The 12,447-nt window shown below is 56.7% G+C and carries 14 protein-coding genes and 2 tRNA genes; 5 read left to right on the top strand and 11 right to left on the bottom strand.

The window, feature by feature from the left end; all coding sequences use genetic code 11:
- Nucleotides 1-9: 9 nt before the first annotated feature.
- The 3 genes from AC0NIL_RS18005 to AC0NIL_RS17995 form a co-directional block, all read right to left on the bottom strand.
- Nucleotides 10-678, bottom strand: a complete 669-nt coding sequence (locus AC0NIL_RS18005; protein ID WP_024503837.1) for a protein-L-isoaspartate O-methyltransferase family protein — start codon at nucleotides 676-678, stop codon at nucleotides 10-12.
- A gap of 90 nt (nucleotides 679-768) precedes the next feature.
- A tRNA-Cys gene (locus AC0NIL_RS18000) sits at nucleotides 769-842 on the bottom strand.
- A gap of 288 nt (nucleotides 843-1,130) precedes the next feature.
- On the bottom strand, nucleotides 1,131-1,388 hold the full coding sequence (locus AC0NIL_RS17995) for a hypothetical protein (RefSeq protein WP_024503836.1): 258 nt from the start codon (nucleotides 1,386-1,388) through the stop codon (nucleotides 1,131-1,133).
- Between the two features lie 224 nt (nucleotides 1,389-1,612).
- Here AC0NIL_RS17995 and AC0NIL_RS17990 point away from each other — a divergent pair.
- Together AC0NIL_RS17990 and AC0NIL_RS17985 are read left to right on the top strand one after the other, a co-directional pair.
- Nucleotides 1,613-1,687, top strand: a tRNA-Asn gene (locus AC0NIL_RS17990).
- Nucleotides 1,688-1,780: 93 nt separating this feature from the next.
- Nucleotides 1,781-3,157: a tyrosine-type recombinase/integrase gene (locus AC0NIL_RS17985; protein WP_473573044.1), complete on the top strand. Its 1,377-nt coding sequence runs from the start codon at nucleotides 1,781-1,783 to the stop codon at nucleotides 3,155-3,157.
- A gap of 8 nt (nucleotides 3,158-3,165) precedes the next feature.
- Here AC0NIL_RS17985 and AC0NIL_RS17980 read toward each other — a convergent pair whose 3' ends face one another.
- Nucleotides 3,166-3,708: a hypothetical protein gene (locus AC0NIL_RS17980; RefSeq protein WP_473573045.1), complete on the bottom strand. Its 543-nt coding sequence runs from the start codon at nucleotides 3,706-3,708 to the stop codon at nucleotides 3,166-3,168.
- Between the two features lie 398 nt (nucleotides 3,709-4,106).
- Here AC0NIL_RS17980 and AC0NIL_RS17975 point away from each other — a divergent pair, with 398 nt between their 5' ends.
- A complete protein-coding gene (locus tag AC0NIL_RS17975) occupies nucleotides 4,107-4,529 on the top strand; it encodes a restriction endonuclease (RefSeq protein WP_474047851.1) in 423 nt (140 codons plus the stop codon).
- 343 nt (nucleotides 4,530-4,872) lie between these two features.
- On the opposite strand, the gene AC0NIL_RS17970 is transcribed toward AC0NIL_RS17975, so the two are convergent.
- The 5 genes from AC0NIL_RS17970 to AC0NIL_RS17950 form a co-directional block, all read right to left on the bottom strand.
- Nucleotides 4,873-5,397, bottom strand: a complete 525-nt coding sequence (locus tag AC0NIL_RS17970) for a Pycsar system effector family protein (protein WP_473573046.1) — start codon at nucleotides 5,395-5,397, stop codon at nucleotides 4,873-4,875.
- Nucleotides 5,394-6,089, bottom strand: a complete 696-nt coding sequence (locus AC0NIL_RS17965) for an adenylate/guanylate cyclase domain-containing protein (RefSeq protein ID WP_473573047.1) — start codon at nucleotides 6,087-6,089, stop codon at nucleotides 5,394-5,396. The genes AC0NIL_RS17970 and AC0NIL_RS17965 overlap by 4 nt, the downstream gene beginning before the upstream one ends.
- A 116-nt stretch (nucleotides 6,090-6,205) precedes the next feature.
- Entirely contained in the window at nucleotides 6,206-6,868 is a 663-nt protein-coding gene (locus AC0NIL_RS17960; RefSeq protein WP_474048796.1) for an E2 domain-containing protein, read from the bottom strand.
- 83 nt (nucleotides 6,869-6,951) lie between these two features.
- Nucleotides 6,952-8,454, bottom strand: a complete 1,503-nt coding sequence (locus AC0NIL_RS17955) for a nucleotidyl cyclase domain-containing protein (RefSeq protein ID WP_473573050.1) — start codon at nucleotides 8,452-8,454, stop codon at nucleotides 6,952-6,954.
- A 485-nt stretch (nucleotides 8,455-8,939) separates the two neighbouring features.
- Nucleotides 8,940-9,182, bottom strand: coding sequence for a DUF982 domain-containing protein (locus tag AC0NIL_RS17950; RefSeq protein ID WP_473573051.1), 243 nt, complete (start codon nucleotides 9,180-9,182; stop codon nucleotides 8,940-8,942).
- Between the two features lie 263 nt (nucleotides 9,183-9,445).
- Here AC0NIL_RS17950 and AC0NIL_RS17945 point away from each other — a divergent pair, with 263 nt between their 5' ends.
- Complete coding sequence (locus tag AC0NIL_RS17945) at nucleotides 9,446-10,174, top strand: Crp/Fnr family transcriptional regulator (protein WP_473573053.1); 729 nt, start codon at nucleotides 9,446-9,448, stop codon at nucleotides 10,172-10,174.
- A gap of 127 nt (nucleotides 10,175-10,301) precedes the next feature.
- Here the strand turns inward: AC0NIL_RS17945 and AC0NIL_RS17940 are convergent, their stop codons facing one another.
- Nucleotides 10,302-10,574, bottom strand: a complete 273-nt coding sequence (locus AC0NIL_RS17940; RefSeq protein WP_473573054.1) for a hypothetical protein — start codon at nucleotides 10,572-10,574, stop codon at nucleotides 10,302-10,304.
- A gap of 113 nt (nucleotides 10,575-10,687) precedes the next feature.
- On the bottom strand, nucleotides 10,688-10,900 hold the full coding sequence (locus AC0NIL_RS17935; RefSeq protein WP_473573055.1) for a hypothetical protein: 213 nt from the start codon (nucleotides 10,898-10,900) through the stop codon (nucleotides 10,688-10,690).
- Between the two features lie 561 nt (nucleotides 10,901-11,461).
- On the opposite strand from AC0NIL_RS17935, the gene AC0NIL_RS17930 reads away from it, so the two are divergent.
- Nucleotides 11,462-12,022, top strand: coding sequence for a recombinase family protein (locus tag AC0NIL_RS17930; RefSeq protein ID WP_473573056.1), 561 nt, complete (start codon nucleotides 11,462-11,464; stop codon nucleotides 12,020-12,022).
- Nucleotides 12,023-12,447: the final 425 nt, after the last annotated feature.

Here is a 12,447-nt window from a genome sequence, read left to right as displayed (position 1 = left end):
CCAAATCATTCAGAATTCGAAAGCACGAATGCGTTCAAACCCCGGTAGTGGCTTAATTGCCGCATTAAATGCACGTCTTCCGGTTACAACCCCCCCGGCCTTGAAAAAGAGACGGGCCACGCCGGAATTGCCCTGCCCTTCGACGGCGACGAGTCGGCCGCCTTCGGCAAGCTGGTCGAGCAACGGGGCCGGCACTTCCGCGACACTGCCACCGATAAAGATAACATCATAAGGCGCCTTGGCGGCATGCCCCTGCGGCAACGCGCCCTGGACGACGGTCACATTGCCGCAGCCAAGCGACGAAAGCGTCGATCTGGCGGTTTCCGCCAGCGCCGAATCGTTTTCCAGCGCCACTACGGACCCGGCCAGCCGCGACAGGATGGCCGAGGCGTAGCCCGTTCCGCAACCGACATCGAGCACCGAATCGGTCGGGTTGATCTCGGCCAGCTGGATAAGCTTGGCCAACGGCGACGCTTCCATCAGGTAGCGCGAACCGTCCGCGCCGGCTGCAATGCGGATGTCCTCGTCGATATAGGCGAGATCGCGCTGGGCGGCGCCGACAAACATCTCTCTTGGGACGACAAGCATTGCATCGAGTAGCGGCGCGCTGGTCACATCTGTGGTGCGGACCTGGCCGTCGACCATCTTGACGCGTAGTTCGGAGAAATCAGCGCTCATGTCCCAACCAGTCCGCTTGCCGCGCCAGAACCGCGGTCCATTGTGTCAGGAACTTCAGGCCCCTGCGCTGCCGCGCGGGGGCCCGGGCATTGGAGGCCTCGCCCGGAATCGAACCGGGGTGCAAGGATTTGCAGTCCTCTGCGTAACCACTCCGCCACGAGGCCTCATTGCTCCCGGCGTTCCACCCGGTTCCAATAGGTTGCGGCGAAAATGCCGTCAAGCGGCCACCTTGCATTCCGAACGGTTTCCTCGCGTCAGTCCGGACGGCGTCCGGCAAATCATCGGACCGCTTTATTAGCGGACAGTTAAGCATAGCCTGATGGGAGAAGAAACGCATCCTGTCGCCGCATGACAGGGCAAGGCTTGCCTCCGCCGCGGCTGTTCTCAAGCAGATCCGTGAGGCACTGGAAGAGCACGCCGCCCACTGAAACACCACCTTGCGCTATCGGCGGTCAATCGGGCCGGCGACGCCGTTCCCACCAGACGACAAAGCGACGCCGGTGACGGCGAACCATGGCGAATTCATAGGACAGCACCAGCAATCCGAGCGGAACCATCCAGAAGCCGAGGATCGGCAGGAAACCGAGGATGCCACCGATGGTCAGCAGGATGCCGATCGTGATTCTGAGCCCGCGCGAGCGCGGCATTTTGAACTCGCGCCCGAAAACGGAGATTTTGCGCGCCGGCATCTGGTTGTCTTGTGCTGTCATCGTCTCGAAAGATTGACCCGTTTCGATCGTTCGCAAGCATGCTCAAACCAAAGCCGCCGCCGCGCTTTCGGTTCCATATCCCTGCCAAGACGGCTAATATGAGGGCATCCTTCGACGATTGCGAGAAAGGCCTATGCGAAAAAGCCTCGGAAAAATGTGAAAAGCTTCTTTGCAAAGCCGAAAAGGGCAGCTATAGGCTGCGCCACTCACATAAGAGCCTCCGTTCCCCGGTAGCTCAGTGGTAGAGCAACCGGCTGTTAACCGGTTGGTCGCTGGTTCGAATCCGGCCCGGGGAGCCACTTATTCCAGAAATGCCTTGAAACCCAAGCCTCGCAAGGGTTTCCGCTTCCCCAGAGATACACCGCGCGATACACTGCGGGGTACCCTGAACTATGAAGATCGACGTGAAGCACTTACAGAAACGTGGCATTGCCGGCTGGCGCTATCGGCGGAAAATTCCGAAGAAGCTCCAGGCCGCTGCGGGCAAGTTGGAAATCCTGGTCCCGCTCGGCGCGACCGAACATCAAGCACTGAAGGCTTACCCCAAGGTGCATGCACAGGCAGAGCAGCAGTTGCGCCTTTGGTCTCGGCCGCAGGATGCGCGAGCCCTAAGCAGCTTGGCCGGCACCCCTACCCTGACCGACTTTGAGCACCATAGGCTGAGCCGCGCACGGCTTCGCGCGCTCAGTCTCGACCCCGAATGGATCGGTCCAGAGCACGAGGATGACCCCGAAGCATTAGCTCGGGAATTAATCGCTGAGCAGATTGCCGAAAAATATCCAGTCGACGACCGAGGCAATCCAGTCGGCATAGAGTCGGCGGACCGCGCCCTGATCCACGCACTTGTCCTTGGTCAAAGTCAGCAACGCCCTGCCCCGACCTTGGAGGATGCCAAGAGGCTGTACCTCAAAGAGAAGGTTGGCACTGACGAAACGAAGAAGATGGAGCTTGAGCGAGTGTTCAAGCTCGTCAGCGCGGCTCTTAGCAAGGACCGAACATTAAGCAGCCTCAAGCGGGAAGACGCCAAAGAGGTCAGGGATCACATGCTCGATGGCCGCAAAGCGTCGTCCGTGGACCGCTACCTGAATGTGGTCCGTGCGATGATCAACCACGCCATCAGAGAATTTGACCTCACCGGCGTCACCAATCCCTTCATGAACTTGGAGGCCGCGCCCAAGGACAAGGCAGAGCCTGATAAAGACAAACGGCGGCCCTTTACGTTGGATGAGACTGCCGCCATCTCGGCGCGCCTTGTGTCACACGCCAAGACCGACCTCCAGCACATCTGGCGCATTCTTAAAGGGACTGGATGTCGCCTCGCCGAGGTCTCGGGTTTGCGGGTTGCAGACGTGCATCTCGAACACGCCACCCCGCACATCACGGTCGAGTGGCACGACGACCGCCGCATTAAGAATGCAGTGTCGCGCCGCAACGTGCCTTTGATCGGAGACGCTCTGAATGCCGCAAAGGAAGCCTTCAAAGCCGCCGGCAATGCCGCAATGCTGTTCCCAACCTACGGACGTCCTAAGGGTGCATCCTCAGCATCGGCCGCCTTGGGCAAGCATGTTCGGGCCTGTGTGGCTGATCCAAAAGCCACCACCCACTCCCTACGCCACCTCATGAAGGACCGGTTACGCTTGGCCGGTGTCAGTAAGTCGGACCAAGACATTGTTCTGGGTCATTCCTCGGGCAGCGTTGGGGAGGACTATGGTGGCGACGAGGCGCGGCTTGAGATGGCCAGACGGGCGATTGAAAAGGCCGCTGGCTAAGCCTTAAGTCACCAACCAATCATGTAAGTGATTAAATCCACGAACGACGCGAGCAGAAGCAGCGCGAAGCCTGCGATAAAAAGCCAAAGCGCGCGGCTCCTGTCGGTTCTTTCTTCGGGGTCCTGCTCCTGTTGCCAGTCTTCCAGTGTCTTGTCGATCTCCACGAAACTCCTCATAACCGCGCCTCTGTTTAGCGCTTCGTAGTCGCTAATTTGATAAGGCCCGAGATGCAAATTGGCTCGCAGGGTGTTGTGGTTGTTTACAAGCACCATGATTTCCCTAAACGCTGGCTTCGCACGGAGGATGGCGAAGAAGCTATAGGAAGTCTTGGTGCCCTTTCTCCTTGTGTCTGCTGACAGCGGAGTTAGCACTGGCAACCCAGATGGGGCGTGTTTCTCGACAAGGGTCAGCGCCCTGGTCTTCAGATACTTAGAGCGGAACCGGAAGAAAGGTAGTTGGACAATGTCGCGGAAATCCCGCAACAGCATGATTGAGCCGATGAAATTGGCCAACACCCCAAAAAACGCGCACAGCTTGACGAAGACTGCCACTTTCCCCTCCCATGCCCCCTTGCGGTGCAGAACGCCTCAACTATTACGCTTGCAATCAAGAGCGGTTGTCGTATCCGTCGACTCACGGTCTGTTCCGTCGCCACAAAGTGTAGGCCATGTAGGCGAGTATTAAAAACAACGCGACGAGGGCGCCGATGCTGCCTACGGGCCCTACGCCTCGAATGCCAATGCCCCAGGCGGCTATTTCAAGAGTGTCCATTTGTTTGCGTCCCAAACTGATTCCTATCCGAAGCATGCGCGCACAACAGTTGTCGCTACGGTTTAAGGCCGAACGCGGCGCGTTTGCGGCTAACAGCTTGGAACCGCGCAAAGGCATCAATTACGCTATCCACAGGAATCTGAGAGCGTGACATCACATTAGGCTAAGGGCGAGTTCGATGATGCTAGGGGTGTTGGCATCCTCCAATGGGAGGGCCATCGTCAAAAGGAAGAGCGAGGAGCCGCCAGTGCTTCAATCGTTGGTTGTCGCGGGTGAGAAGGTCGCCGAAGGTGCCCGGATAGTAACCGTCACACTGCCATGGATGGCAATCCTATCCGAGATTGCAAAGGACCCTCAGTTCCTTTTCCACTTTGCCCAAGCCCCAAGGAGTTTCGAGGAGTTCCTAGCAGGGGCTTACCAGCGGGCCGGCTACAGCGTCACTCTCACGCCCCAGCGAGGGGATTTGGGCAGAGACATCATCGCGTCCAAGGACGGATTTGGGTCTGTTCGAATCTTAGATCAAGCAAAAGCCTACTCGGCTGGCCATCTTGTCGGTCACGATGACCTTCGGGCGAGCTCGGGGTGCTATCAGGGGATCTGAATGCATGTAAGGCAGTAATCACTACTACTTCGGCATTTAAACCGGGAGTGGTCACTTCATTAGAGTTCACCAAATTTATGCCCTACCGACTTGAGCTAAGGGACGGCCTGGCCTTGGGTGCCTGGCTCGAAGAGCTGAGGAACGCGAAGCCCGCCTAATCGGAGCTTCCATGTGCAACGTCGACAACCTGACCACGTCGCAACAGGCCATCCGCCAGCGGACCGATGCCCTGGGGGACATGACCAAATTCTCGGACGGCCAACAGTCTGAGAGCGTCAACTGCCTCTCTTATAGGGCGGAAGCTTCCACGCCGCCTACGCAGGTAGAGGCGCACCTGTATGGTCTATTGGATAACAGGCAATCGAGCGTGGTTGAGCGAAGTCGCTATCAGTATCATCGACCAAGGAACAACACCCAGCATTGAGGCCACCGTTGCGTTCTTAAGGTACCAGTACTTCATTTTGACGATTTCTGAGTTGCGCCAAATCTGACCCACGATATCGCGCTTCAATTCCACCTCGGTCAGGGCTGTGTAACGTTGACTGTAGTCGCCTTCTGTCAATGATGCGATTTCATTGAAATAGACGAGCGATTTACGCCCACCTGAAAGGTGAGGATAGGTACAGTAGTAAAGGCTAAGAATCGTCCACCCTACCGCGGCCACGAAAAGACCCAATAAAATAGTGATATACCAAGCCTTGAGATCGCCAAACGTCAAATTTAGTCCAACTGCCGCTATCTGAGCAGACGCTATTGCGAATAAGGCAGAGACTTTGTTGTCGATGCGTGGGAAAAATCCTTGTATTCGATCGAGTTGACGTTCAGCGACTTCGATCGAAACCACGCTTGGGTTGCCCTCGGCGTTCACGGAACCGCCCATCCCCAATTAGATCTATAGATTGGTGCGTTATTCATGGCCGTCCACAATCTCGCCTCCCATATTTCCTTGCCGTCCCAGATTTTTACCTCTTTGTTCATGGCGTCAAATACGGCCTTCGTTATCCGTGTTGGATAGTCGTTACCGAGAGTGCAGAGCTTAGCTGCCCAGTTGGCGGCCCGGCCGACCCACACCAAGTCGTTTGAGCCCCGGACGCCCGTCTTTGCGACTTTGAGTTTTGAAGTGTCGATTCCGACAGTGTGCTTCAGGACAAAATCGGAATCTTTGTAAACTGATTTCAAGGCCGGCTGGATGATCTGCGTCCGAGCATGGTTGATCTGAAGTCCAGTTTTAACGGCTGCCGTATTCTTACGATCTCCAATGTAGACCGCCATGATGCGATCACCGTCATAGGCCGTGATTGCACCGCCCAAGCTCTTTATGATTTTGGCTGCTGCGTGAAGAAACGCCTTATAAACCTCAGCAGCGAACTGCGCACTTCTATTGTCTACAAGTTTCGTTGATTCGGACATATCTGCATAGAGAACTGTTGCTTCGATATCGATCGAATCGTTGCCGAGCTTAATACTGGCATCAGAAGGCACCACGTTTCCGTCACGCGTCGTCCACGCGCCTCTAAAAATCGTGCTGACCTCAGTCGCGAGGTCATCTTTCAATGTCATTTAAGGAGATCTCCGCCCGGATGGTATTTACGGACCGCGAGACTACTTTTCAATGGGTGCACCATTCCCACAGTTGAGTCATCGCCTTTTACCGCCACAGTCGACCACCGCCACCGCTACATGGCGTCTGCATCTTTCTGTCCCTTAAATTCCCCCAACGAGCACCTCGGCATGGTCCCGCAGCATGGCCGATACGTCCTCATTAACTCAGCGAATGCAGCTTCTTCCGCCCGCCGAGCCGCTTCCCGATCTACCAGTTCTGCGAGGGCCTCACATCGTGAACACCCTACCCTCAACCTTAAAATGTAACCTGGCGTCGGCCCCAGGGGGCAAACGTGGGTTCCCTCGGATTTGGTGTCCTCGACAGACAGGGGCAAAGGCCCAGCAAGCCAACCTATCTTGTAGTCGATGGCAGCCGCATATTCGACAGAAAGTCCACATCGGGCCGCAGCTTCCTCGGCTTCGATTTGTATTGCAGCGGCGTCACCGTGAGAGAGACCCCGGCCGGGGGGCCATCTGCCATGTTTCTCGGCAAACTGCTGGCTTAGAAGATACGTTCGCAGTGTCAGCCAGAAGGCCTGTGCCCCGTCTATATCTATGATCGCGGAGCGCCCAAGCCCTAAGCAGAACGTACCATCGCCATTTATGTGTCGTTCCGGGCAAGCGGCCGGAAGCCTATAGCCAATCCTAGACTCGCGAACCGTTGCTGCCGGAGTGTCGGTATCAATAAGAAGATCAAAATCGGCTGCGGGTGCACCGCTTTGACGCCTGGGGGCCACTCCCACTCGCAACCAAGTCTCGCCATCATTGACGATGCGAGCCCAGTCCGGCAGCGCTTCGGCGATTAGGAGAGCCAGCGCGTTCACTGATCGAGATGCGACCTCTCTGCGCCAACCGGCTCGGGCGCAGCAGCAGCTGCTCGCGACTCGGGACCTTGGAACGCTACGTCATCATAGTGAAGGTCTTGAGCGACCTGACCCGGGAAAAGAGCCCGGATTGAATAGGAGGCCGTTTCATAGGCTTTGTCTCCGATCCTTGTCTCTACGCCGCTGCAGACTTCCTGGCGAACCTGAGAGCTAATGGTCGCTTTACTGGAAGCTACTCGGACCGCCCGGTCGCCCCGAATGCCAATGCGACTTACGGGAGTAGGACCGAGCTCAAAGCCAATTGCAAGTCCGAGTGAGTCTATCCCCGACAGAATACTCCGGCACAGATCAAAAGAAGAGCGAAGCGCCCCTGCGCACTGAGCTCCTATGTCGACGCTGTCAGCCTCGTCAACTTGGGTGCCTTGACCATCTGCAAGAAGACCGTGGATACAGTCTCCCACAAAACGAACCTTGCGGCCGGCAAAGTCTTCCTGCACGACCGCGTTTAGCTCACTGCGTATCACATGCAAGTTACGAACTGCTTCTGAGACAGTGTTCGTCGCCACTGCATTGTCAACGTATGCCGTATAGCCCTCAATGTCGGCAAACACGGAAACCATGGGCATTCGAATGCTGCGGCTCGGCATAAGCGCTTCGTAGTCGATCGAACGAAGCGGCAGCACGTGAGGATGGAATACGAAATCGTCACTACCGGCGGTCGTCGTCCGATGCTCGCGAATGTCAGATTGCCAATCTGCTGCGCGACGCCTGGTATCGGCGTCTCTGAGAATCTGTGACCCTAGTGTTCGGGGGTCCGCACGCAAAACCTCGTCCAACTCGGCGGAACTTGCTTCAGGGACGGAACCCAGCAGGATGTTCGAGTCCGTCAAGCTGAATAGGCCGCGTACCCGAGGTGACAAAAAGATGCCCGGAGCCGAGCCATCGGCGAGTTTAGCAGCATGATTTGCTGGCGAGCCAACAAATAGGGGCTCACGCTCATCTTGGCGACCAGAATCAATAGCGACGCACATGCCGACATCAATTCCGACACGATATCTTGCCAAATAGTCACCGCCGAAGATTGCTGCGCTTGCAGCATCGGCAAGAGCTATCATTTCCAACGCAAGGCTCAGACCTCGTGCGACGCGCTCTTGCGCATTCTCAGGGCCAGCAGGCTCAGCTACTACCGCGTGAAGGCGCGCTCCATGAAAGTCGACCCGTTGCGCACCTGTCTCGGCTACAACCCGGTCAAGCGCCGCATAGTGCAGATGCAGATAAGCTAAGGCGCGTGCGTGGCTCCGCTCTGTTTCTGTCCCTGCATCAAGGCGCATCTCATCATAGTTGACCAAATTCACATAAATTTGGACGGTGTCAGCCACGACTGCCACATTTTCCGGTAGATCATAGAGTGGCCGGCCAGAGCCAGCGTCGCGGCCGATGCTGCGTCTTATCGCCTGCAAGCGGGGAGTGAACCCCTCATCGAAGCGTTCGACGGCCACATTGGGCGCTCCTGCCACGAAACCCTGTATCCGAGATCGTGCGCGGTCGTAGCTCCAACTCATGTCCAGCTCCCGTTAATCCCCGCTCTCTATAGGCGATCCTAAGGCTGCCAAACAGCAAAAAGGCAAGAGAACAGACAGTTTTGCACAAAGTTATTCTATTTCCGGGACACCTAATCTCGAACTGATTTTTGCCCCACTTAGTTCCTGAGGTAGCCGGCGTAGCCTCATGTGAAAAGATCAGCGCAACCGCTACGGAGCAATAAAAACAACGCCTGTCATCGCAAGACTGTCTGCGCACATCTTCGCGCTCTCATGCTTCCGATCAGAAGATACGCTCATGAGCAGCGAGGAACTTACTCGGAACGAATCGTGTGTGATGCGAGTTAACCATGCAGAGCGGGTAGATTCCTCAAGGGATGTAGCCGCTCAAGGGGCCCGCTGCCTGTTCCCTCCGGTAGCGGGTCTTTCCTTTTGAGTAGCCTCTACAAAGACCTGAGCATCCCCTGCTCCTTAGCAGCCTCCTCGAAGGCCTTCTGGACATCCTGGGGTGACGCTCGGTCCTCAAAGCATTCGATGCAGAGCTGCACCGCCTTGTTCCACTCAGGTCCCTTCTCGGGCCACTTCATGAGTTCCTCAAAGGCGGTCTTGACGTTGCTGACGCCCAGCGTGACGCCGACCTTCTCAGTCTTGACGGGGACTACAGCGCTGAACCAATGGAGTGCCATTAGTGCAAGCTAATACACGTCTTGTCCTTTTGGTAGTGATAGGATTGTCGATTTCGTACCAAGCAGAGTTCTGTACGATTCCAACCCTTTAACTTTGGACGTAGATGTTTTGTGATTTACCGGCAGGGGGAAGCCGTGCATCGAATCGCATTTCACTGTCAATTGCGCGCCAGAGGGCGTATCTTCTCGAAATCGTCTGCACGTGTTTACGGGCGCGGACGGCAGGGAGATTGGAAAGCTCTTGCCCCAAGCGGGATTGAGCTATGACCAATCCGGAGAACGATTCCTATAAAAACCAATTGTTGCGTCGACTTAACCCTGGTGACCTGGGGCTTTTGCAGCCACACCTTGAACTGTGTGACCTCAAGCTGAAAATGACTTTAGAGAAAGCCGATTCGGAGATCGAGACGGTTTACTTCCTGGAGGACGGCATTGCTTCTGTGGTGGCCAGAGGGGCAGGAAAGGAAACCGAGGTTGGGCTTGTCGGGTTCGAGGGAATGACCGGTGCCGCGCTCGTGATGGGCGCTGACTATGCCCCGCATGAATGTTACGTCCAGTCGCCCGGCAGCGCTTACCGCATCGGAGCTGAGGCATTCAAGGTTGCACTCGCGAACAGCCCAACGTTGCGCCTCTTCCTCTTGCGCTATGTCCAATACTTCCACATCCAGACCAGCTATACGGCCCTGATCAACGCAAAATCAAACCTTGAAGAGCGGTTGGCGCGCTGGCTTCTGATGTGTGACGATCGGGTCCACGGCGAACGCCTTGCGATCACCCATGAGTTTCTCGCCGTCATGCTCGGGGCAAGGCGCCCAGGCGTTACCGTCGGGCTGCAGGTGCTGGAAGGACGCGGTCTCATCTATTCCCGGCGTGGCGAAGTGGATATCCGAGACCGCAAAGGCCTTAAAACATCTGCAAATGGCATCTACGGGCTGCCGGAGGCACACTACGTTCGGCTGCTGGAGAATGATGCATCCAGCCCGCAAGGTTGAGCCAATGGAGTGCCATTAGTTGAACCTCCCGGTGGCGAGCCTGCGCTTCAGATCGGCGGCATTCAAAAGGTCAACCAGATCGTCGGCATACTCCATGTCGAGACCTGTGGCAGGTCTACCGCTAGGCTCAGCCGGCTGCCCAGTGAACACATCGAACACCGTCCAGGTCCCGTCCGGGTCTTGCCTCAGGTCGTATCTCAACTGGCTCATGAAGGTAATTTAGGGTTTTCTTATGGGCGTCTTCAATGGCGTCGAGCAATGAGGCTAGAGTTGGTGGCAACTCAGCGTCAACTTCCAACCCGAAGGCCTGCCGAACGTGATGGCGGTTGTCCTCGTTTCGGATCAGCTCCAGAAGATGGTCGGCGACGGTCTTGTGACCGGCTTTGTCACGCTTCGTCATCAGGGTGTCCCCAGCGTCCTGGCGCCTATAACTTCTTGTCCGACAAATGGTTCCCTTTGCGGGGTTCGAATTGCGATCCGCTGATATGTGAGGTTCAAACAACTGGCGCTGGTCTAATCGTGCAGGTCGAAGAGGACGGCTTTCCCGGTCCGCGCGGCTATTTGGACCACCTTTTCACATAGTGGGTTGTCGTCGCCCAGTTCGTCCAGCTCGTCCTTTAGGTCAGGGCGCTTCGTTCGGATGAACGCGACGGCCTTCTTAAGGGAGATGATTTCGCCCTGAATGGCGTGGTCTATGGCTTGCTGTATGACGTCGTCGGACTTCAATAGGCGTTCCATCCGCGTGACCTCCCAATCCCCCTCAGTGGCATATTGTGAGAACCTGCTGAAAAACCAAATCACATTATGTGGTCGGAATATTTGGTAGAAATTTCTGAGCGGGTGATCGGATAACTGGCACGCGCGCTGTCCCCCCGTACCCCTCTCGATCCACCACACACCGCGCGGCCAGCTCGCACCAAGCACCACACTTCTCCTTACGTCGAGGCATTCCAGGGCGGGATGTTCAAGGCATTCCAGTCGCGACGATTATGACTAGGCCGATTGCTACCAAGAGGAGGACGACGATCATGACGATCTCAACGACGCTTCCGCCATTGCCAAGTTTGTTGTCTTCCATCTCGCGTTCCTGCTTTCCGCAACGATAGCCGATTTCGCCTCTTGCCTCAAACGCAACCGACCTAATCATTGGTCTCCGCGCTTTGATATCGCCGCGATTTGGAAGCGCACCGTTCACAAACCTATACGTTCGTGAACACGTCGCTTGACATGTACACTAATCGTCCACTAAGTGTCGTTCACCAACGATCTTAGAGGATAGTGCACACGATGATCATCGGCTACGCCCGCGTTAGCACCACCGGCCAAGACCTCGACACCCAGCTTGAGAAGCTGACGGCTGCCGCCGCTGAGAAGGTCTTCAGCGAGAAGCGGTCTGGCTTGGACGAGATGAGACCCGAGCTTGAGAAGGCTCTAGAGTTTGCCCGTGAGGGCGACGTGTTCGTGGTGACCAAGGTGGACCGTCTGGCGAGATCAGCGGCGCACCTCCACCAGATCGTCGGGACGCTCGACAAGAAGGGTGTTGGCTTCAAAGTGCTGGACGACGCCTCGCTCGACACGACCACCCGGACGGGCAAGTTGGTGTTCGGCATCCTCGCCAGCATCGCGGAGTTTGAGACGGCGCTTCGCAAGGAGCGGCAGATGGAAGGCATCGCCAAGGCGAAGGCAAAGGCAGCGGCCCAAGGCGAGCCATGGAAGACCGGCAGGCCCGTGACGCTCGACCATGCCCTGATCAAGGCCCTGAAGGCTGAGGGCTGCTCTGTGAGGCAGATTGCAAAGGAAGCCGGGTGTTCACCCTCAGCGGTCCAGAAGGTGCTGGCAGGGGCATAAACCCACCCACTAGCACCACCCAACAGCTCCCTCTCGGGACAAGCCCCTCCACTAGCTCTACGAAGGGACAACCCACACCACTAGCACTAGGAAGGGCGATAAAGGCCCCCACTAGCACTACGAAACGGATAGGGTGCCCACTAGCACTGAGCAGGGTCTTTGCACCCGCACGACGAAGGCGATTAAGGCCTCCACTAGCACCTACGCAACGCTCTTCTCCCAGATCGACCACCCTGTGCAGACCCGACAGGCACCCTCGTTGCTCCTTCCGGGGGCGCTTGAAGGTGTCTCCGGGGTGGTCAGTCTTGGTGAGGTGCGAATGTTCAGACGCGTGTCTGCTCATCTATGCATTTGAGGGTGGACAATCGCCCAAATCGACCACGCCAACAAAGGAGCAATGGAATACACAACCGAAGTACTCGACC

Source organism: Mesorhizobium sp. WSM1343 (genome assembly GCF_055901535.1).
This window is presented reverse-complemented; position numbering and strand designations above follow the sequence as displayed.